Below are 22476 nucleotides of genomic sequence, written 5' to 3' on the forward strand. Positions count from 1 at the left end.
CTTCCATGACCCCTTCCAGATTCGACCCGATGCAGGCCCTGGATACCATCTCCTGGGCATACCGCACATTTGTCAGTTCATTCCAGAAATTCAAAAATCCCGTCATCAAAGACTGGATCGACGAACGGATCACAGAAGGCTCCCTCCTCTATAAAGGTCCATACATCGAACTGGCCCGCAGGTACGCCCCCGGCGACACCTTCGAGACCCTCGTCAGGGAAGAGATCATCCACCCCGCCACCCCGCGCTGCTTCTCCAGAGACCCCGAAGACCCTGACGCCCCTCCCGTCCACCTCTACCGCCACCAGAGCGATGCCATCCGCTCGATCATCAAAGGGCAGAACACCGTCATCACCTCGGGCACCGGATCTGGCAAATCCTTCTGCTTCTCCATCCCCGTCGTCTCCACCGCCCTTACGATGCAGGACCAGGGCCTCACCGGCATAAAAGCGATCTTCGTCTACCCGATGAACGCCCTCGCCAACTCCCAGTACGACGACCTCGCCCTCAGACTCAGGGGCTCTGGCCTGAAGATCGCCATATACACCGGCGACACCCCGCACACCCGCGACGAAGCCCTCATCTCCTACCGTGAACGCACCGGCAGGACAGCCCCCTACGACAGCGAACTCATCTCCCGCGAAGAGATCAAACGCTCCCCGCCAGACATCCTGATCACCAACTACGTGATGCTCGAGTACATTCTCACCCGGTTCGAGGACAAAATCCTCTTCCCCGAAGAGAACCTCGGCATCCTCAAATACCTCGTCCTCGACGAGATCCACACCTACACCGGCAAAAAAGGCGCCGACACCGCATACCTGATCAGGCGTCTCAAAGAGCACACAGGCACCGCCGGCACCCTCAGGTGCATCGGCACCAGTGCAACCGTACGCGAAGGCGAAGGCGAAAAATCAGGCGAAGCCATCGCCCTCTTCGCCGCAAAACTCTTCGGCGAACCCTTCGACCGCACCGCCGTCATCGCCGAGACCTTTCTCCGCCCCCCCCGCGGCACCGGCAGCAAACTCCCTGACCGCGTCCTGGTCCCCGAAACCTTCGACCGGGTACACGACCTGAACCCCGCGTACCTCAAAGACCTCGCTGAAGACCTCACCGGCGAACCCCTCGGGATCGGCAACCCATCCCCCGCATACCTCGGTGAAACCCTCGGCTCCCAGCGGACCATCCAGTTCATCGAAGACCAGCTCGCCGAAGAACCCAGGAGCATCCCCGACCTGATCCGCACCTACCGCGCCGAGGTCCGGCAGAACGCCACCTACGAAGAGGCAGCGCGTGAGATCATGGCCGCCTTCATCATGGGCATGTACGGTGAGATCCCCGTCGGCAACACCCTCCAGAAACGCTTCATCCCGAAGGTCCACATGTACTTCTCCCAGGGCAGAGAGATCAAGACCTGCCTCTCCCGCGACGGCCCGCACCTCCACGACGCCGGCGAAGTCACCTGCCCGCGGTGTGCAGAGAGAGACAGAACCCGTATCACCTTTCCCATGGTATTCTGCCGGGCATGCGGCCAGGAATACTACTCGGTCGAACTCCTCCCCGACAACACGCTCAGACCGCGCGACCTCGACACCCCTGCAAGCGAAGGTGAAGCCCTCTACCTCTACAAAGGGGAGTTCGGGGAAGACAGAGCAGCCCCGCCTGAATGGTGGTGTGACAAATCCGGTGAGGTAAAGGAGAGATACCGCACCTTCGTCACCCCCAGAACCGGCACCTACTGCCCTGACTGCAACACCCTCTATATCGACGGGGAAAAGAACGACCCCTGCCTCTGCGCCGAGAAGATCCGCGTCACCCTCATCCCCATGCCCTTCCGCTTCTGTCCAGGCGAAGGCTGCGGTGTCTCCTATGACCTGAGAACGCGGCGAGAGTTCAACAAACTCTTCTCCTTCGGCACCGTCGGGCGATCGACCGCCACCGACATCCTCGTCTCAAACATGCTCACAACCCTCCCTGAATCCGAGCAGAAAGTCATCGCCTTCTCAGACAACCGGCAGGACACCGCCCTCCAGGCCGCCCACATGAACAACATCCAGAAGCGGATCCACTTCAGAAGAGGTCTCTACCACACCCTCAAAGAGACCGGCGGTCCCCTCCCCCTCCTCGAAGCAGGGGACGAGATCTTCAACACCCTCTCCAGACACCATTCAGACGGAGCGCTGCCTGCCTTTGAGAACGATCCCGGTTCGGGCAGGATGCGGAGAAACTCCCGGGCCGAACCCATATACCGGAAATACCTCCTGATGAACACCCTCCTCGAGATGGGCTCAACCCGGCAGAAAAACCAGCCGAACCTCGAGGACGTCGGGCTCCTCAAGGTAACCTACGCCGGTCTGAACGAGATCGCCGCCGACACCTCCCTCTGGGAGACGAACCCCGCCCTCTCCTCGATCCTCGCAGAACAGCGGGAAGACTACCTCAGGGGCTTCCTGGACATCATGCGCCACAATCTTGCGATCTCATCCGATTTCTTCACACGTCCCTACGAATTCGCCGAGAGCATAGAACGTTTCCTCAACCCGGACATCCTCTTCCACAACGAACTCCTCTCGACGCGCCCGACCGGTTACAGCGACGACGCCAGCAGAAACACACCCTACGCCACCGTCTACCGCCTCAGTCACCCCGGCGGCTCACTGGTCAAATGGACAAAAAAAGCGCTGAAAATCGACAACACCGAAGAGGCGCAGCAGATCATCTCGCTCGTTGAAGAAACACTCTGCAACGAAAAAGGGTTGAAAAAAGAGAAAATCCACTGGACCGGCACAATAACCATGATCAACCCGGAGATCATCGACCTCAACCTTGCAGACCCTCAACAGGCAAACGTCTGCCGGAAATGCGGTCAGGTACACCACTTCAACGAACTCAACCTCTGCATAAACCCCAACTGCACCGACCTCATCACCCGCGACCTCTCTGAAAACTACTTCGGGATCGAATACACACGGCCATTCCGCGAGGCGGTCCCGCTCCACGCCGAGGAGCACAGTGGCCAGATCGACGGGGAAACCCGGAAAAAACTGGAGACACGCTTCAGGGATCAGAACAACAACCTCAACGTGATCGTATGCACCCCCACAATGGAACTCGGGATCGACATCGGCACCCTCTCAGCGGTCTACCTGAGAAACGTCCCGCCCTCTCCCTCCAACTATGCGCAACGCGCCGGGCGTGCCGGCCGAAAATCACAGGCATCCATGATCCTCACCTTCTGTGGCGTTGGATCCCACCGCGGCCCGCACGACCAGTACTTCTACCGCTACCCGGCCAAGATGATCTCGGGAAAAATATCTCCACCTCGTTTCCTGATGGACAACCGGATGCTGATCCAGGCCCATATCCACGCCCTCATCCTTGAGATCATCACCCTCAAAATCCCGCAGAAGATCGATGGCATCCTCGATTTCGAGAAAGAAAACCTCCCGATGTTCCAGGACGCCGACACCCCCGCCGACACCGAAAACCTCAGCAAGACCCGTCTGTCTGAGATGGTCGAAACACACAGAGACCGCATCCTCACCGCCGTGGAAAACGTCCTGGCAGAAGAGATGCAGTCCCTCGAATGGCTCGACACCCCGTTCATCACACGGACCGTCGATTCGTTCATCATCTCATTCGATGGCGCATTCAATCTCTTCAGGAGCGAATATTCGGCGCTGCTCCGCGAACATGAAGAGATCAACATGTTCATGCAGAGAGGGCGGATCACCGACAGGCAGCGGGGGGCGTACCAACGGAGACGGGCCTCCATCGAGAGAAAACTCGATAACATGAGAAACGGTGGCGGAGACTTCACAACCTACCGCTACCTCGCCTCACAGGGTTTCCTTCCAAACTATGGCTTCCCCACCCAGGTCACATCTCTCGCTATCAACTATAAGGGTATATTCGGAGCAGAAGAAGCAGAACTGAAGAGAGACCGGAACATCGCCCTGGTTGAATACGCCCCTGGAAACAGTGTATACTTCAGCGGGAACCGGTACTCCATCAGAACCCCGCGGCTGAGAACCGAGAACAACCAGCCCGCGATGAGTTCGATCCTCATCTGTCCGTCCTGCTCAGCGGTCTACCTCGATGAGCGCGAGATCGCCATGACCGGGGGCGCCTGCAGAAGTTGCGGCTCCTCGCTCGAGCACGTGGACCCCAACCACGCCGCCATCGAGATGCCCGACCAGCTTGCAGAGTCGCGCTCGATGATCACCAGCGACGAGGAGGAGCGCCAGCGCCTCGGCTATCAGGTCACCCGCCACTACACGCCCTCAACAACCCGCCAGTTCTTCGCGGCCGGGGATCTCGAAGCCCCCCTGATCTGCATCTCCTATGACCATGCAGGCAAGATCATCAGCGTCAACCATGGCCCCATACCCTCAGACAGGGACGAGCCTGTATCTGGATTTACACTCTGCACTGCCTGCAACCGCTGGATTTTCGGGAAAAACGGCGTGCAAGAACACCTGGACTCAACGAACGAGACGAAGCGGTGCTGGAGACGCGGCACAGAGGAGAACATCATCAGAAACATCGTTCTCTACACCGACACCCGGCATGACGTGATCAAAATCGATGTGCCGGTCCCTCCTGACAGCGAGGGCAACCCTCTTGATAAAGAGTTGTACACCTCCTTCTTTGCCACACTCGCGCAGGCGATCATCGAAGGCGTCCAGATCAGCATGAATGTCGATATGGACGAGGTGCGCTACTTCCTGATGCCCGATCCCGGGGACAGAACAAAGTCCAGCATCATCATTTATGAGACCTCAGAAGGCGGGGCAGGGATTCTCGAATCGATCTTCAACCGCTCCGCCTTCCACGAGGTAATCAGGCAGGCGCTGACCATCCTCCATGAATACGACGAGAAAAAATGCGATCGGGCATGCTATGAATGCCTGTGCAACTACTACAACCAGTACGACCATGACAAGTTCGACAGAAAACTTGTGCTCCCCCTCCTCCGCAGGATCTTGACCGCAGATGTCCGCCGTGTCGCCGACTCCTCCCCTTCGACGAAGGCCGCGCTTGAGAAACTCCTTGCTACCTGTGAATCCTCCTTTGAGAGAGAGATTCTGGAGAAGATATACGAGGCAGGCCTTCCCCTTCCTGATGGCGGGCAGGAGCCCATCGCAGAAGGCGATGAGATCGTCGCCCGCCCAGATTTTATCTACAGAAGCAGCGGGCACACCATCGCGATCTTTGTCGACGGCCCTGACCATGACACAGACGCTCAGAGACGCGACGATGAGAAAAAGAGGGACCGACTGGACCTGATGGGCTACACGGTCTTTGCCATATCATACCGGGATGAAGAGGACAGATGGATCAACGCCCTCTCTGAACTGCTGTATCAGTGACCATAACCCGAAATCATTCCTTTTTTCAGCGATGGCATGCCCGCCTCCTGACCGCAGCCGGTACACTGGAGGGTTTCTGGAAGGGTGGATCGGATCAAAAGATCATTATCTTTCTGGAAGCCTGGATCACGATCCTCGAGATCACCGACCCCGGAAAGCAGAGTAAGGGCTTTGCAACCTCCCCAGCGCCCGATCCATCTCCTTCTTCACTTCAGGATCGGGTTCACGCCGCCTCAGTTTCATCAGATCGCTCCGGGCATGTGTGTCCCTGAGGAGACCCAGGGCCCATGCCGCCTTTTTCCGAACCCCTGCCGCCGGGTCTTTGAGACAGGGAAGCAGCACCTCTGTCACCCGTCGATACCGGATCAGACCAAGCGCCTCGATCGCCCGCTCACGGACCCCCGGGTCTTTATTTTTTAACAGGGCGATCAGGGGATCGATTGCCTCGGGTCCTTCCTTGACAAGGAGCTGGACGATCCTGCCCCGATCCTTCGGAGATGTGTTTTCTTTCAGTAATACGATCAACTGCTCAACTCTGCTCTGACCCATCGACTCCGGCATCTCATCTGGATCGCCACCTGCACCGGGCCGGGGTCTTCCACTCACTTCTCTCTCCCCGGCACTATCCCCCCCACACCGCAGGATCAACCCCCTGATCACCGCCGGCTCCCTCCCACCGATGGCCAGCAGCCAGCGCTGGCTCGGCACCTCCATCATCTGCTCATTCCCGTACGCCGACCTCAGCACTCTCGCCCACCCCTCATCGGTGAGCGGTGGTCTCATCCCCTCCAGGAAACTGAGCAGCCGCGCCCGCACCTCAGGCAGGATCGATTCGACGATATTCCTGACCTTGATCTCGCCGAAGTCCTCGGTCGCCAGGCCCGGCATCTCATCTGGATCGTCACCTGCACCGGGCCGGGAACTTCTCCTCACTTCTCCCTCCCTGGCACTATCCCCCCCATACCGCAGGATCAACTCCCTGATCGCCGCCGGTTCCCTCCCGGCGATGACCAGCAGCCAGCGCTGGCTCGGCACCTCCACCATCTGCTCATCCCTGTACGCCGACCTCAGCACCCGCGCCCACCCCTCATCGGTCAGGGGGCCGGTCATCCCCTCCAGCAGGCCGACCAGCCGCGCCCGCGCCTCGGGCAGGATCGATTCGACGATATTCCTCACCTTGATCACGCCGAAGTCATCGGTCGCCATGCCCTCATGGCCGGCATAATATGTCCGGACCGCCTCCTCGGACGCCTGTTCAAAGGCAGAGAAGACCTCGGGCTCATCGGCCGCCTCTTCGGTGATCGGGATCCCCATCTTCAGGGCCACATCGGTGATCCATGCGAGATCGTTCTGGTAGGTAAACGAGTCCTCCGAGACAATATAATTGCGGGGAACGGCCACGAAGTGGTGGAAGACCGGCTTTTTCCCCGGCCGGTTCCGCAGGATCCTGCCCAGGCGCTGGATCAGCTGGAGTTTCGTCTTCGACGAAGCCACGTTGATCCCGACCTCCGCGTCCGGAATATCGATACCCTCGTCGAGCATCCGCGGGGCGATCAGCACGCCGGTCCTCGCCGCCCTGAAGGCCTGGAGGGCGTGCTTCGCCTCCCCGTCCTTCAATTTCGAATGGACGATGAAGGCCGGCACCGTCCCGGAGAGACGCTCATAGACCCGCTCGCAGGTCGCAATATCCATCGCAAAGAGCACGCACTTCTTCGCCCCGCCCAGGTTCCGCGCCAGCCTGATCGCCTCCTCGAGTTTCGGCGACGACCGGTGGATCACCCACCGGCGTTTGTTGATCAGGCCGATCATCTGGAGCCACTCGTCCGGGATCTCCACGCTGCGGTACCGGAGATCGGTCATCAGGCGGACAAAGTCAGAGAGGCTCTCAAACCGCTCAAACCGGTTCCTCGACAATACCCTGATCTGTTCTTTCTGGGTGGCGTTGATGTAGTTCAGGAGTTTCCTGATGCTCTCGGTGATCGAGGCGAACTCCTCCTCCTCCATGATATCCAAGAACGTCTTGTGGACCACAAGGTTGAACTCCGGGATGATCCCGTCCCGCCGTGCATCGGCCAGCGTATAGGTATAGACCGTCCTCCCGAGGCACCCGTCCAGGACATCGGTCCGCCCGCGCCCCTCCACCGTCGCCGAGAGTCCCATCTTCCATTTGCAGGGAACGGTCAGCGCATTCCGAAACTGCGGCCCGGCCCCGTGGTGGACCTCGTCGACGATGAGGAGGTCGGTGCTGTACTGTCCCGGATCCCTCATCACCATCTGGAAGGTGTTGAACGAGATCTCAAACTTCCCCTTATACGAGACCGGCACCGTATACTCCTCGTCCGGGTCTCCCAGAAACCCCAGTTTCTCGATCGCCTCCCGCCGCCACTGGTTCAGGATCGCCCGCGAATGGCAGAGCACCAGCACCCGCAGGGCGCGGTGGACTCTGAAGAGATGATAAGCCGTGGCAAGACCGACCAGGGTCTTACCGGTCGCCGTTGCCATCTCCAGCACCCCTTTCCCCCCGGCACCGAGCCAGCGGTCGCGGGCCTGGACCTGGTGCTTCCAGAGTGAGAGCAGGACCTCGGGCGTCCCGGCGATCTCGCGGAGGCCCTCGTCGGATGGGGGCCAGGCGCCGAGGTAATCGCCCCACTTTTTTGCGTTCTTCAGGCCGAGGTAGAACTCCATCGCAAAGAGCGAACTCCCCACCGAGAAGAGCCGGGCGCTCTCGTCGATCGGTGAGGGCGGCAACGCGATCTTCACGGCGATCTTCTTGAGGATCTGGACCTTCTGGATCTCGGGGTAGGTGTGGAGGGCGGTGACCAGGTGTTTTCTGAACCCGGAGAATTCTCCCCAGGCGTAGTCTGCGTCAGATCCCTCGATGACCCGCTCTGAGAGCACGGCAGCAGCAGTCTCTGCGACATAATCCTCCAGGAGCTGGTAGTCGGGCCCGGCGGTGTCGAGCCTGGGAAAGAAGAGGGTGCGATGAAAATTGCGGTGGTGGTATTCGTTATCGTAATGGTTGAGGAGCTCCTCATCGGCCAGACTGAGGGCGACCGGGAGGGGATGGGGGTCGAGCGTCTGCTCCCTGAAATGGTCATAGGTGAAACGCTCCGGGTGTTCGAGATATTCCAGTTCATATGCCGAGAGGTGTTTCATGTGCAGTCTCCATGAAATCGGGGATCAGGACATGGTCTGTTATCTCTTCACGATTAATGCCGTTTTCGGTATTGTTCTGCACATCTGAGATCAGGAAATGAGGACATAGAGGAGAAGAGCCTCTCGCTCCATCAAACGAGTACGAAATGAGCTCTGCCCGCCTCTTCACCGCCACGGTGCACCGGAGGGAGGGGGAAGGTTCGGAGAAAAGTTCGGAGAAAATTATTGATCTGCTCAAGGCCGAGCCCGGACTGCCGGCCAGAGAAGTGGCAGAAAGGCTGGGTATCTCCCGGAGAGCGGTTGAAAAGCAGATCGCCAGAATGCGCGAAGAGGGCAGGATCCGGCGCATCAGTCTGGCCAGGGGCGGTCACCCGGAGGTGATCGAGTGAGGGCTCCCCTGCCCCATAATAGAGGCCTCACCCCAACCGAACGGACCGCCCTCGAACTGCTCGATGCAGAGGCACAGGAAAGCGCCTGACCTCCTGGCCCGGCACTGAACCGGCATTTTTCATAGTTTTTTCACCGTGTATCTGGCAGAGCCCCTCACCATCGACGCCGCCAGGGGAGCCACCGAACAAGTAACCGAACAAGTAACCGAACAGGTCAGGCGGTTCCTCCTCTGCCTCACGTCGGGGCCACTGGGGCGGCAGGAGGCCATGCACTGTCCTGGCCTGAGCCATCGGCCCACGTTCCTGTATGATTATCTGCAGCCGGCAATACGGGCGGGATTCGCCGGGATGACCCGGCCGGATGCGCCCACCAGCCCGACCCAGAAGTACCGGCTGACGGCGAAGGGCCGGGCGGTGATTGCCGCAGAGGGAGAGAAATAATGGCTCCCCCGCCCCGTAAAAAAAGGCACCTTCACTTCTTCCGGTACACATTCACCCCGATCGTGATCTCCTCATGCCCCGGCACCGACACATTCCCCTCAGTCGAGGCGATCGTGATCGACTTCCCGGTCTTCGACACCCCGAACTCCTGCGCGAGATCGACCGTGATCACCAGCCTATCCCCCTCCACCTTCATATCGACATTTTTCATCGTCGCACACTCCTGCAGCACATTTCAACGACGCCCCCGATGAACCTGCCGGGACCTGGAGCACCTCCTCCACTCCCTCCCGCACAAAAATCTCCCGCGTCCGCCCCTTCTCATGCCGCACCTTCAGGTCCAGCAGCCTGAGAAACTCCAGCTTCCCCAGCCGCTCATGGAACGTCGAATAACTGATCCGCTCCCTCTCGCCGAGACGCTTATACACCGCCCCCGCCGTCGCCGGCCCATCGCCCTCCACCCAGGCCGCCAGCACCGCATCGAGCACCGCCCGCTCACTCGAAGAGAGCGTGCGCACCACCGTCGCCACCTCCAGGTGCCGGGAGACCTCGAACGCCGCCGCCAGGTCCCCCACCGTCACCTCGGTCCGCGCCTCCCGCTCGGCCGTCGTGGCCGCCCGCCTCACCAGGTCCAGACCCATCCGGAGATCGCCGCAGGCATATGTCCGCTCCACCAGATACTCCAGCGCCGCCGGCGGCACCACCCCCGGGTACAGCCCCATCCTGATCCGGTCGAGGAGGATCTCCCGGATCTCCGCCGCTCCATAGGGCATGAAATAGACGTTCGCGGCGTGGAGCACCGAGAGCGTCGCCGGGTTGAGCGTGCGGGAGAAATCGGTCGCCAGGTCGGATATCGTCAGAAACACCCCGGTGTGGGTGCCCGGCCACGCCTCGTACATCCTGAGGATCGCCGAGAGCACACGGTTCAGCGTCCCGTCCGGGATCAGGTAGTGGGCGTCGTCCAGGCAGACCACGAGCGCCGCCTTGCGCTCGATCAGGCGCAGGGCGACCTTCTCCAGGATCCGCTCGTTCGCAACCCCTGACCTGGGCGGCATATGGCCGAAGACGGCGAAAAAGATCTGGCTGTAGATCGTGTTGGGCGCCCGTTCGGTCTGGCAGGAGACGAGCACCGGCACGACCCGCTGCGTCACCTCCCGCACCTCGGCAAAGATCCGGCGCACGGCGGTGGTCTTGCCCGTGCCCGGCGGCCCCCGGAGCACGGTGTTCAACGGCGAAAAGCCCTGGACGGCCGGCCGCAGGGCGAAGGCGAGGTCGTTCATCTGGGCGTCGCGGTAGTTGAAGACCTCGGGGAGGTGGGTGGTCTCGAAGATCGCCGGGTCGCGAAAGAGCGTCTGGTCGCTCATAAGGGAGGGATGTCTCATGGTGAAGGGGTGAACGGGAGGGTATATAGGGGCGGGCGGGAACAACTGGAAAAAGCGCTCATGCCCGACCAGCTGGTGGGCAGGGTGCTGGACATGGGGCAGCTCACCGTCAAGATACGCAAGATCGACATAGCCTCTCACCCCTTACAGGAGTGGGACCAGATCAAGGCCTCCGAAGGTCAGGAGAATACGATGTATATCATCTTCCTCGTGGTCATCATGTCCGCGATCCGGGAGGTCGTCGTCGACCGGTATGATATGAAGACCGCAAAGGTGCTTATTGTCGACAATCCCTTCGGTTCGACGGGGGCACATTATCTCTGGGAGAAGATCGGGTCGATCCTTGAGCGCAACAACGTCCAGATCATCTGCTCGGGACATAATATCGGTACAGAAGTGAGAGAGTTCTTCCCGGTCAACCATATTCTCACCGAGGAGAGGTCGGCGTCGGGGAGGACCAGGATCGGGATCAGGTTTGAAGGGGTGGGAAAGGAACGGGATCGGCTTGAGCGGCAGAAGCGAGAAGATGTCAGGGCCTGGCTCGGATCATGATAGGTGCCACCACTGCCGAATCATACGGTGAGGTCATAGAACTGTTTCAGTCGAACCGACAAGTCTAAAGAGAGGCTGAGCGAGATTATATCCATCAAATCGAATAAAGAAGTCATCGATTGGGTGTTCAGTAAGTATTTCCTGGCAATCACAACAGAGGAGAAAATCTGCTCAAAGAACTGTCTCGCTTGAAAACCAGGCAAGGCATCATCATTATAACCAGAAAAAAGTCTGCCCGGGGGGTTAGACATCGGATATGTTCGTGACGTGGCCGAATGATCAGGGAAATTTCAGAAAGGCTTTAATTTTCTTTCTCCGAACTGGATCGATCAGAGCAGGACTCAACTGAGGAAAGATGAAGAGCAACAAAAAACTCACGATCATGGTTTCATCTACAGTCTATGGCATCGAAGAGCTTCTGGACCGGATCTACACGCTTTTAACTGAATTCGGGTATGAAGTCTGGATGTCGCACAAGGGAACCATGCCGGTCTTTTCACAACACTCAGCGTTTGAGAATTGTATAGCGGGGGTAACAAACTGCGACCTCTTTCTCGGATTGATCACCCCTCATTACGGTAGTGGAAAAGATGCAGACGGACTTTCCATCACCCACCTTGAACTGAGAAAAGCCATCGAACTCAATAAACCGCGCTGGCTTCTGGCCCATGATCATGTAATTTTCGCCAGATCGCTGCTGAACCATCTGGGTTATAAAGGAGAGAGCGGCCGAGAAAAACTTTCACTGGAGAAAAACCAGATCCTGGATGATCTCCGTGTCATTGACATGTACGAAGAGGCCATTCTCTCTCAGAAACCCCTGCAGGACCGACAGGGGAACTGGGTCCAGAAGTTCGGTTCTGATGATGACGCTGCTCTTTTCGCTATGGCACAGTTCTCTCGCTATCAGGAAGTCGAGGCGTTTGTGCACGAGAACTTACGAGATAGTGCCCGTGTTTCTCGAATCATCCAGGACAGGGGAGGGCGGCTATGAAACCGGAGAATATAGATGAGGCTCTGCTGCCTGGAGATGACCAGAGCATTGAATTTCTGCCGGAGTGCCAGGATCTTGAGGTCGTCGGTTCTGTGGTCTGCGGTTTTCTCAATACGTCCGGTGGCTCTCTCGTCTGTGGTGTGAATGGCAGGGGGGATATCATCGGCATCGACGACGCCGATACTGTAGCGAAGAATCTCGAACAAGGACTGCTCCACGGTGTTTCTCCTGGGGCACTGGTATCTGTTCAGGTCCATCCGGTCGGAGAAAAGAGGGTGCTGATCGTCGAGGTGCCGGCCGGCAAAGATCTACCGTACGCCTTTGAGCATGTGATCTATATCCGTGACGGTCAGACCACAAAAAAAGCCGATATCGATACGATCCGCGATATGGTGCTCCGGAAACAGGTGGAACCCGAACGATGGGAGCGCCGTTTTTCTTCTGCAGACATGAAGGAGGATATGGATGAAGATGAAGTCCGCTCCACCGTGAATGCAGTGACCGAAAGGGCCAGGCTCCAGTTTAGAGAGAGCAAAAATCCGATCAGGGTTCTTGAAGACCTCGGAGTGTGTCGCTATGGGCGCCTGACCAATGGCGGCGATGTCCTTTTTGGAGCCAATCCAGCCATGCGTTATCCGCAGGTACGGGTCCGTGCTGCCTGTTTTACGACAAACAGGGCAGATGACACGTACCGGGATCTGAAATCCTATGAAGGCCCACTGGTACCGGTTTTAGAGGAAGTTTACCGTTTTATTCAACGAAATACACCCACAATCTCACGTTTTGACAGGGAGAGCCTGAACCGGCAGGACGAGCCTCTCTACCCTATAGCCGCGATCAGGGAAGGGTTGGTAAATGCGTTTGTCCACCGGGATTACAGCGATTTTTCCGGGGGGATTAGCATTCACATCTATCCGGACCGTCTGGAGATCAGGAACGCCGGCAGGTTTCCTGAAGGTGTGACGCCCGATAACCTCATGTCCGGGCATATCTCGGTGCTGCGCAATCCGGACATTGCCCATGTGCTTTATCTGCGAGGATTAATGGAGATGATAGGCCGTGGCAGTGTGATGATCAGGAAGGCCTGTGACGAACGCGGTTTACCTCCGCCGAAGTGGTCGGAAGACGATCGTGGTGTCACATTAACCTTCTATGCCCCGGAAGTCACCCCGGAAGTCACCCCGGAAGTCACCCCGGAAGTCACCCCGGAAGTCACCCCGGAAGTCAGAAAGATGCTCGGTGTCCTTGAGGGAGAAATGTCGCGGCAGGATCTTCAGGACGCTCTCGGTCTGAAGGACAAAGAACACTTCAGGAAAGCCTATCTGCTGCCGTCCCTCCGGGAAAACCTGATCGAAATGACGCTCCCCGATAAACCACAGAGCAGCAAGCAAAAATATCGGCTCACAGGAAAAGGACGCACCCTGTCAGAAAAGTTTTGATGGTCTTTGCTTATGCGGCATTGACAGGATCATTGGTCAATTGCCCCCACCTTCAGACCGAGACGATCCACGAATAGGGATCCCGATATACCGAACCCAAACATTAAAGGCAGACTGATACGAGGACGACGATGTTTGCATCGAGCGAATGATATCGCTGAACCTCCAGCACCCCATCAGGATGCTCCATCACCCTGTCTATACCCTTTGAAATATTCTGGCTCATCGATCAGCCTCAAATCCCCTTTTTCTACCATGACAAGGGCCACTGCCTTGTTGATCGTAGGGAGCTGGTCGAAGACGTCCCTCCTCAGCGTTTTAACCGGTTTCATGCCCTCACTCCTCTCCCTGAAAGAAGGTGTAGGGGGCCGTCCCCGATCCTTCTGTTCACGTCATACAGGCAGGCTTCTCCGCCAGATTCATGGTTCCATCCTCTGGATGATGAGTTGTCTTCTTTCTGGGTCATCAAGGGAGAGTCGGAGGGAGCAGCATATAAACAAAAGTCCATAATGTCACATTAAAATGGCCATTATCACGATCGAAGCAAAATAAGCGGCTTGAATATTCCTCTGAAGAACCCCGGCGTTCTCCAGGGGGCACCGCGCTCCCCTGTTGGGGTGAGAAGGTCTACTGCCAGAAATTTATCCAGAAAAAATGTCACGTTCTCAAATAGGGGAGAGGTTCAGGTCCTCGTCGACCCCGATGCCTCTGTAATATTCTGCAAGGTTCTGGTCAGTTTTTCGAGCATGGCAGGATTGGTCAGGATCTTTTTGATATAATACTCGTCGGTGGCCTCCTGTGCCCCCCTCAGTTCAATCTCTGCGTCCTGGTCCAGCGCAAGTCCGCAGGTCGCACAGAAGTGATAGGTCGGGCCGTTTACCGAGTGGCACCGCGGGCACTGTTTGGCCTCCAGAGCCACGCTCCTCTCTTCCTCCTCGGTCGTCACACCGGTGAGCTTGGCCATGGCCGTGTCGATATCCCGGTTGGTGAGATGGGCATAGGTCTGGAACATACCGGTGTTGAGACTCCCCCACATCATCAGTTTGATCACCGACTCAGGCATCCCCTGCTGGATCAGGTGCGTGATCCTGGAATGTCTGAAGAGATGGGGATTGATATGCTTCTTGACCCCGGCCCGTTGTGCGATGACCCTGAACTGCTTGACAACGCCTGCATATTGCAGGGGCTGCTGGGTGGTTGCGGTCAGGAAGACGTGTGCTTCCGGGGTAATTTTCTTCGGATACGCTGCCTTCCATGCGGCAAGATACGGGCGGGCAATGACAAGAGGGACATATCGCGGTTTCTGGGTCTTGCCGTCCACATTCAGGGTGACATTCCAGTTGGTGAACTTCACCTGTCCCCAGGTGAGCGTGCCGAGTTCGCCGATCCGGCAGCCCGACTCATAGAGGGTGGCAAGCAGCGCCCGGTCTTTCGGGGTGCGGGCCGCCTCAAGCATTGCCCTGATCTCGTCCTCGGTCAGGAGTTCCTCGGCGGTCTTGGTCATCCGCTGATAGGCCGGCGGTTTGATCTTCTTCACCTTCGCTTCAGGAATGGCGCTATAGCCGTTCTCGATCATCCAGAGATAAAAACGGCGGAGAAACCGGACCATATCGGAGACCGTGTTCTGCTTGAAGAGGGGTGCACTGTCTTCTCCGGTGGCGGCCCTGATCTTGTTGACGGCGGTATACAGGTCGCCAGCGGTCGCCCCGGCAAACGGTGGGAGGAAACGGCGGAGACCGACGATCTGGATGGCGATCTTGTACTGGCGTACGGCGCTTATTCCGCTCTCGGCGGTGATCTCGGCGAGATACTCCCTGAGAAGACCCGCATCCTGCGGTGTAATCTCGCCGTTATGTGTCTTCCGTGCAATCATCTCCTGGGTGTTCCTGAGATAGGTTGCATCAGACTTATGGAACGATGTTCCTGTCCGTACTCCTTTTGCCATAGATCTCCGTTGACCTATCCTTTATAAAAACATTGTTGGATTTCAAACATTCTATTTGAAAGCCCCCTCGCAGCATCTTTTGTGGAGTTTTTTTGAGTTCGAATTTTGAAGAGAACGGTTTTTTCCTTCGAGATCGCGCATTCGTGATCTGCCGCATCTTTCGAGGGTCCAGATCACCATTGTGCCCGCCACTTTCTGATTGCGATAGTGGTCTCATGAGGAGATACGCGTTTTTCCCGGTTCACTGATTGTCGCGCCTCTGTACGGCGGTTTCCGTCTGCATCGCGCCGGTTACCTGCCATGCCTGCGGGCCTTACCTGCCATGCCGATGAGGCCGCGCCGGGGTGTCGGGTACATACATCAGTCACAAAAAAGAGGGTTAGAAGGATGTGGCGGTCGGTTCCCCGGCGGCGTCTCCGATGAGAGCCCTCACAGACGCCGGCGAGATCCCGTACGCCTCTGAGATCTCCTGGAGCGCCTCATCGCGCGGCACGCCATTGTGAATCATGCCGGCAAACGAGCGCCTGACCATGCTCGAGACCTGCTCGTCGGTATAGGTCCCCCGGACGTGGGCGTATTTCAGGATGTATTTTGCGAGGGTATGTTGAGAGTCGGCATGAACCTCGCACGAGACGGCCAGGTCGATCCAGATCCGCTGGCGATCAGGGAGGTCAACGGGTATCAGCATGCTCCTGCCCCTGCGATCACGCGGACCTGCCCGGTCTCGGTCCAGCGGGTGGCTGTGAGGGTCTCGGCGAGTACCGTCTTCTGCTCTGCATTGCGGGAGATTGTTTTCATACCTGCATCATCTCCATGGTGTGTCGGTGCTCCCTCGGGCCGATCGCCTTCATAGGGGGCAGGGGGATCAGATGAGAGGTGTTGCATGGTTCGTCCTTCTGTCTGTGCACCGGTGTGAGCCCTGTGAAGAGCGCTATGAGATCGAGACGCCCCGGAGGGCGATCGAATGCAGCGGCGCCCGAAGAGCACCGAATAACAGGATATATTTCAGTTCTGGCCATCGTCTCGCACTGCGCAGATGATGGGTCCGCCGACCATATCACTGATTGGATCAGGTGTCACCGGCAGCCCGAACTCCAGCGTGGTGCCGGGGGCATCGCCGCTCGAACCATGTATCACCTCCCGCTCCAACATCTACTCAAAGTTGAAAGTCGCCTATGCCGGATGATCTGATAGCAATCGTGGAAGAATCTCAGGATGTGAACAGCACCCTCATCTCCCGTGTGCGCCTGGAGATACTCTGGGCGCTCTCCGATCTCGGCGAGGACGGGCCACTGCACGGCAGCTCGAGGCCGCGCTGAACCTGAGCGACGGCGTGCTCTATGCAAACCTCAAGAAACTCGTTGAGATGGGGTACCTCCGCTCCGAGAAAGTGACGCTTGAGGGGAAGGACCTCGAACTCTATGCGATCACCCCGGAAGGACTTCTTGAGTGGCGGCGTGTCCGGGGCTGGCTCTGCAAACTCCCGGGCTGCGAAGGTGATGCCTGTGAACGATAGAAGCAGGGTTCCGGATGGATAAGGACCGGTTCGAGCACCGGTTCATCGCCCAGAAGCTCGTCTACCTGCTGAAGCTGAAGGGTGTTGATATAGCGGTTCGTTGACTCTATCTGTGCTCCCTGGTGTTGATTAGGTCATTAACTCAAGGAGCAACGATTCTCATAGATCTTTGCTATATCCCGGGATCAGTCTATCAGATGGTTTCAACTAACTCCGCAAGGAGTCCCCGGACTTCAGGCCGGGGAGGAATTGCGGTTCACAAGCACAACGCTAAATACTGTTGAGTGAAATAGGCCTCTGTGCTCACCACAAAGACGATCATCCTCAAGATGGACTGCTCTGACCCTGATCCCCTTGATCAGACGGTGCAGACCTACACTGATGGGATGAACTACGTCTCTGCGGTCGTGTACAATCTCGGGAAACCGAAGGGTTCTGCCGCCCTCCAGAAGATCGTCTATTCCGCTCTCCGGGAAGAGATCGGCCTCAAGTCCCAGATGTCCTGCAATGTCGTCAGGCAGGTCACGGGAACCTACCGGACACTTCAGGAGCAGGTCAGGGCGAAAAAGACGGTGTGGCAACAGATCATGTACGCTCCCACCTCCATGACCTTCTCCTTCGGGCGGGACTTCTCCCTCGACGGAGACGAGATCGGCCTTACAACTCTCGAAGGCCGGAGAAGGTATCGGTTCTTCCGATACCCTCACATGGAGCAGTATCTCGACGGAACATGGAAGTTTGGAGCGTCAAAACTGGTAAAACATCACGACGGCACATACTACTTCCACCTCTGTTGCGAGAGGGAGACAGAAACCCGCGAGGTCACGAAGTCTTCGACTTTCATGGGTGTGGATATCGGCCAGAACTTCCTTGCCGTTGCATCGACGACCGACAGGAAATGTCGGTTCTTCTGTGGCGGGAAAGCAAAGGATCTCCGAAACATCTATTCTACCATGCGGAAACGGTTACAGTCTAAGGGCACCCGGTCGGCAAAGAGGATGCTGAAGCATCTTTCTGGCCGGGAGAGACGGCTGATGACTGATATGAACCACCGCGTCTCGAAGGAGATCGTTTCTTTTGCCGTTCAGAACAACGTGGATGTGATCGGGCTGGAGGATCTCTCCGGGATCAGAGATCGGACACAGACCTCGAAGAAGCAGCGATACACCCATCATTCCTGGGCGTTCTTTGAACTCCAGACGTTCATCGAGTACAAGGCACGAGAGAAGGGTATATCGACGATCTATCTCGATCCGGCCTATACCTCGCAGACCTGTCCCCGGTGCAACCATATCAGCAAGAACAATCGGAATGGAAGGTCGTTTGTCTGCGAATGTTGTGGGCATTCGCTTCATGCCGATCTGATCGGTGCTCAAAACATCGAATCCAGAGCACGCACCTATAGGTATACCTTAGAGGTGCAGGGGTGCGGTCAGCCACCCATACGAGAACTATCGATAAGATAGAGTCTCAAGCCCCGCCCTTCAGGGCGGGGTAGTTGACCAGGGCCCATAATACTATAATTTTGCCTTATTCTCCCAGCGCTGCTCGCCATTATAACATCCGGACTCCTCCTCTCTCCCGGTGCAGTGTCGCCCGTCCTCCCCAACCATCTTCTGACGAGCAGCGGCCTGCACAGGAGAAAACAGACCCTGAGAGGATTATCTCTGGAGATATTCGACCGCATGCCCGGCCCTATCTGAAAGCCGGTCTGGCGGACGCGGATCAAGGATGGCACAGAGAGCGTGAAGATAGAGAACAAGGGGTTACAGAAATGCCAGGCATCGGCCTGATGAACGGCAGCCCCCGGATTGAATCGTGCGCCAACACAAGTTCAGGGAGGACCGCCAACACGACATCAGCACGCAAAGAGATAAACCCCTCGGTCCGCCGCTTCGTCGGGGCGATCTCCGGGGTGCATGCGCGCCAGAAGGGCCGGCACCGTTCTGCAATCGCTGTGGTGACGCGGTGGGCTGAACGGCGTGCTCTGCCCCGGTCTGGCCGAAGCGATCCTCCTCATCGTCCGGGCTCTGGCTGACGGGGGAGGCGCCATCCCCACTCCTCCTCCGCGGATAAATGTGGCCCCTTTAAGCGTTATTTCAGATGTAGCGTGATCAAGATCCGATGTTTTGGGCCGCGTTACAGATCTGGATAGTATGGCCTTTGCGGGGAGAATAGAGTGGAAATAACATCGATTCCTGTGGATTTTCAGGTCGCCATTGCGGGTTCGAAGGGTTTTGGTCGGATGTATGGTGAAGAACAGGCGTACATGCTGTGAAAACAGGCGGAAAACGCGTGAATCCGGGGCGCTCTGCCGCCCATCCCGGACCATGCGCCGCACCTCTCGAGGGCCTGCAGTCCTGCCGCCCAGAGATGCGCCGAACCCGGACAAATGTCTGGGCGCTCCACGCGGGGTTATAACCTCCGGCCCCCCTTTTTTGCCGGGAGCCGTCACACTGATGCTCGAGAAGAGCAGAAAAGAATAGAGAACCTGAACAGGCAGATACCGTGAAATCCCCCTTCAATGTAACAGACCCACGCTACCACCTCTGCGCCCTCGTCGTCCTGAGCGCCGTCGTCGTCACCGTCATGTTCACCGAGGCAATGCTCACGCCGGCCCTCCCCCTGATCCAGGAGGAATTCGGGATCTCGGGCGTCTGGACCTCCCTGATCCTCACGGCCGTCCTCCTCGTCGGGGCGATCATCACGCCGGTCATCGGTAAATGCGGCGACATCTTCGGGAAGAAACGGATGATGCTCATCTGCATCGCCATCTACGCCGCCGGCGTCGTCGCCAGCGGGTGGGCCACCGACATCGGAAGCCTCCTCCTCTTCCGGGCCCTCCAGGGCACCGGCCTCGGGATGTTTCCCCTCTGTTATGCCCTGATCAGGGAGCAGTTCCCGCCCGAGCGGGTGCCGGTCGCCGTCGGGACGATCGCCGCCATGTTCGGGGCCGGGACCCTCCTCGGGATCTTTGTCGGATCCTGGATCGTCGGGCTGTATGGCTGGCGGATGACCTTCCACCTCGTCGCACCGGCCGTATTCATCCTCCTGGCGCTGACGGCGATCGTGATCATCCCCTCCCCGCCCAGGGCAGGCGCACCGATCGACCGTGCCGGGATGGCGGCCTTCACGCTCACCCTCCTCTCCTTCGTCCTCGCCCTCACCATGGGAGGGACTGCGGGATGGTCGTCACCGGGCATTCTGCTCCTCCTCCTCATGACGGCCGTGTTCGGCGCACTCTTCGTACGGGTCGAGGCCGTGGCCGAGGAGCCGATGCTCGACCTCTCCATGGTGCAAAAACTTCCGGTGCTCATCGCCCTCGTGATCGGGCTCATCGTCGTCATGGCGACCTTCATGCTCATCCAGACCCTCCCCTACCTGATCGAGAGCCCGACCGGCCTCGGCCTCCCGGCACTGGCTGTCGGGCTGATCCTGATGCCGGGCTCGGTCGCCGATATGATCTCGGGCCCTGCGACCGGGGCGATGATCGGCAGGTGGGGGGTGCGCCCGGCGATGGTCCTGGGATCGGCCCTCCTTCTCGTCGGCGCCCTCCTCTATCTCTTCGCCAGCCCATCGGTTGCAGTCCTGGTGATTGCCGGAGTCCTCTTCAACGCCGGCATGTCGGTCACCCTCACCGGCAACACGATCATCGTCATCAGGGCGGCGGATGCAGCCGATACCGGGGCGTGGACAGCGGTCTACCACACCTCGCAGAACATCGGCGGAATGACCGGGCCGGTGATCGCCGGCGCATTCCTCACCAGTTTTGCGGTGAATGTGCCCGGGTGGACGGCGGCGATGCCCTCGACGGAGGCGTTCCACCTCGTGTTCGCGGCGATCTCGGTCCTATCTCTCGCCACGCTCCTCCTCTCCCTGCGGGTGAGGGACAGCGAGATCTGATGGCGGTCGCTCAGGGCCGGACACTTTTTGTGCGCAGGCGCCAGAGTGAGGAGCATGGTCCAGCCCGAACGCATCAGCGCCGGAAACGGCCGCGAGGCCGTTGCAGGGGATTACGTGCTCTACTGGATGCAATCCTCGCAGCGGGCGGGGGAAAACCCTGCGCTCGAATATGCCATCGAACGGGCGAACAGCATCAATAAGCCGGTTTATGTCTGCTTCGGCCTGGACGTCTCGTATCCCGAGGCGAACCGCCGTTCCTTTGCGTTCATGCTCGAAGGTCTCCGGGAGACCGGCGAGGACCTGAAGGTGCGGGGCATCCCCTTCTTCGTACGCGAGGGGCCGCCGTACGAGGTGGCGGCGGCGTTCGGCGAGGCGGCCTGCCTGGTCGTCACCGACCGCGGTTACCTTCGCCACCTCAATGCGTGGCGGGAGCGGGTTGCAGCGGCGGTCACCTGCCCGGTCATCACCGTCGAATCCGGTGTCGTCGTCCCGGTGGAGGTGGCGTCGGGGAAGGAGGAGTGGTCGGCGGCGACGTTCAGGCCGAAGATCCTGCGCCACCTCGATCGCTTCCTCGTCCCGGTGAAAGAGCGGCGGGTGCGGGTGCCTCTCCAGCCAGACGATGTTGCGGATGCAGGCGTGCCGGCGGTCGATCGCCTTCTCGTCGACGGAAGCGTCCCTGCAGGCATGTTTGGCGGCGGGACGGCAGAGGCACGCCGTCACCTGGGGATCTTCTGCTCCGAGCGCCTCTCCGCGTATGAAGACGGGCGAAACGATCCAAACAGGGATGTGCTCTCAGATATGAGCCCGTATCTCCATTTTGGGCAGATATCCCCGGTGGAGATCGCCCTCGCCGTCAGGGCGACCGGGATGCCGGCGGCCCGGGCCTATCTTGAGGAGGTGATCGTCCGCCGGGAGCTTGCGGTGAATTTAGTCAGGTACAATCCCGGATATGACACCTACGAGGGGTTGCCGCAGTGGGCAAAAAAAACTCTCGCAGAGCATGCCCGCGACCGCAGGGAGTACATCTACACACCCCGGGAGCTTGAAGAGGGGCGGACCCATGACCCCTACTGGAATGCGGCCCAGCGGCAGATGGTGGTCACCGGCAAAATGCACGGCTACATGCGAATGTACTGGGGAAAAAAGATCCTGGAATGGTCGGAGACGCCCGAAGACGCATACAGGGCGGCGCTCTCCCTGAACAACCGCTACGAGATCGACGGGCGGGACCCGAACGGTTATGCCGGCGTCGCATGGTGCTTCGGGAAGCACGACCGTCCGTGGAAAGAGCGTGCAATCTTCGGAAAAATCCGGTACATGAATGCGAACGGGCTGAAGAGAAAGTTTGACGCTGACCTTTATGTGCAGGCGTTCCCGCCTGGCTGAG

Annotated in this window: 15 protein-coding genes and 1 pseudogene; 10 read left to right on the plus strand and 6 right to left on the minus strand. The window is 58.6% G+C overall.

The annotated features are described in order from the left end of the window. Window positions 1-29: 29 nt before the first annotated feature. Window positions 30-5372 carry a DEAD/DEAH box helicase gene (locus tag HWN36_RS03765; protein WP_218133188.1) on the plus strand — a complete coding sequence of 1781 codons (5343 nt, stop codon included), beginning with the start codon at window positions 30-32 and terminating at the stop codon, window positions 5370-5372. A 141-nt stretch (window positions 5373-5513) separates the two neighbouring features. On the opposite strand, the gene HWN36_RS03770 is transcribed toward HWN36_RS03765, so the two are convergent. Then, entirely contained in the window at window positions 5514-8528 is a 3015-nt protein-coding gene (locus tag HWN36_RS03770; RefSeq protein ID WP_176788145.1) for a HEAT repeat domain-containing protein, read from the minus strand. A 146-nt stretch (window positions 8529-8674) separates the two neighbouring features. On the opposite strand from HWN36_RS03770, the gene HWN36_RS03775 reads away from it, so the two are divergent. Further along, the gene (locus HWN36_RS03775) at window positions 8675-8917 is read left to right on the plus strand and encodes a winged helix-turn-helix domain-containing protein (protein WP_176788146.1); all 243 of its coding nucleotides are present in this window, start codon (window positions 8675-8677) and stop codon (window positions 8915-8917) included. A gap of 135 nt (window positions 8918-9052) precedes the next feature. Next, the gene (locus tag HWN36_RS03780) at window positions 9053-9358 is read left to right on the plus strand and encodes a Fic family protein (protein WP_176788147.1); all 306 of its coding nucleotides are present in this window, start codon (window positions 9053-9055) and stop codon (window positions 9356-9358) included. A gap of 31 nt (window positions 9359-9389) precedes the next feature. On the opposite strand, the gene HWN36_RS03785 is transcribed toward HWN36_RS03780, so the two are convergent. Next, entirely contained in the window at window positions 9390-9569 is a 180-nt protein-coding gene (locus HWN36_RS03785) for a hypothetical protein (RefSeq protein ID WP_176788148.1), read from the minus strand. Then, a complete protein-coding gene (locus HWN36_RS03790) occupies window positions 9535-10740 on the minus strand; it encodes an ORC1-type DNA replication protein (protein WP_176788149.1) in 1206 nt (401 codons plus the stop codon). The genes HWN36_RS03785 and HWN36_RS03790 overlap by 35 nt, the downstream gene beginning before the upstream one ends. Here HWN36_RS03790 and HWN36_RS03795 point away from each other — a divergent pair. The 3 genes from HWN36_RS03795 (at window position 10732) to HWN36_RS03805 (ending at window position 13725) form a co-directional block, all read left to right on the plus strand. Beyond that, entirely contained in the window at window positions 10732-11292 is a 561-nt protein-coding gene (locus HWN36_RS03795; RefSeq protein ID WP_176788150.1) for a hypothetical protein, read from the plus strand. The genes HWN36_RS03790 and HWN36_RS03795 overlap by 9 nt on opposite strands. 355 nt (window positions 11293-11647) lie before the next feature. Continuing rightward, on the plus strand, window positions 11648-12286 hold the full coding sequence (locus tag HWN36_RS03800) for a DUF4062 domain-containing protein (protein WP_176788151.1): 639 nt from the start codon (window positions 11648-11650) through the stop codon (window positions 12284-12286). Further along, window positions 12283-13725: a Fic family protein gene (locus HWN36_RS03805; RefSeq protein ID WP_176788152.1), complete on the plus strand. Its 1443-nt coding sequence runs from the start codon at window positions 12283-12285 to the stop codon at window positions 13723-13725. The genes HWN36_RS03800 and HWN36_RS03805 overlap by 4 nt, the downstream gene beginning before the upstream one ends. 176 nt (window positions 13726-13901) lie before the next feature. Here HWN36_RS03805 and HWN36_RS03810 read toward each other — a convergent pair whose 3' ends face one another. From HWN36_RS03810 to HWN36_RS03820, 3 genes are all read right to left on the minus strand, one after another. Beyond that, a complete protein-coding gene (locus tag HWN36_RS03810) occupies window positions 13902-14057 on the minus strand; it encodes a hypothetical protein (protein ID WP_176788153.1) in 156 nt (51 codons plus the stop codon). 350 nt (window positions 14058-14407) lie between these two features. Further along, window positions 14408-15670, minus strand: coding sequence for a tyrosine-type recombinase/integrase (locus HWN36_RS03815; RefSeq protein WP_176788154.1), 1263 nt, complete (start codon window positions 15668-15670; stop codon window positions 14408-14410). Between the two features lie 379 nt (window positions 15671-16049). Continuing rightward, on the minus strand, window positions 16050-16358 hold the full coding sequence (locus HWN36_RS03820; RefSeq protein WP_176788155.1) for a hypothetical protein: 309 nt from the start codon (window positions 16356-16358) through the stop codon (window positions 16050-16052). 487 nt (window positions 16359-16845) lie between these two features. Here HWN36_RS03820 and HWN36_RS03825 point away from each other — a divergent pair. The 4 genes and pseudogenes from HWN36_RS03825 (at window position 16846) to HWN36_RS03840 (ending at window position 22475) form a co-directional block, all read left to right on the plus strand. Then, a pseudogene (locus tag HWN36_RS03825) lies at window positions 16846-17186 on the plus strand (transcriptional regulator). A gap of 299 nt (window positions 17187-17485) precedes the next feature. After that, window positions 17486-18652 (plus strand): RNA-guided endonuclease TnpB family protein, encoded by a 1167-nt coding sequence (locus HWN36_RS03830; RefSeq protein WP_176788156.1) that lies wholly within the window; start codon window positions 17486-17488, stop codon window positions 18650-18652. A 1042-nt stretch (window positions 18653-19694) separates the two neighbouring features. Beyond that, on the plus strand, window positions 19695-21089 hold the full coding sequence (locus tag HWN36_RS03835; protein ID WP_176788157.1) for an MFS transporter: 1395 nt from the start codon (window positions 19695-19697) through the stop codon (window positions 21087-21089). A 54-nt stretch (window positions 21090-21143) separates the two neighbouring features. Further along, the gene (locus HWN36_RS03840) at window positions 21144-22475 is read left to right on the plus strand and encodes a deoxyribodipyrimidine photo-lyase (RefSeq protein ID WP_176788158.1); all 1332 of its coding nucleotides are present in this window, start codon (window positions 21144-21146) and stop codon (window positions 22473-22475) included. Window position 22476: the final 1 nt, after the last annotated feature.

Origin of the sequence: Methanofollis tationis (assembly GCF_013377755.1) — an archaeon.
GTDB classification, from domain to species: domain Archaea; phylum Halobacteriota; class Methanomicrobia; order Methanomicrobiales; family Methanofollaceae; genus Methanofollis; species Methanofollis tationis.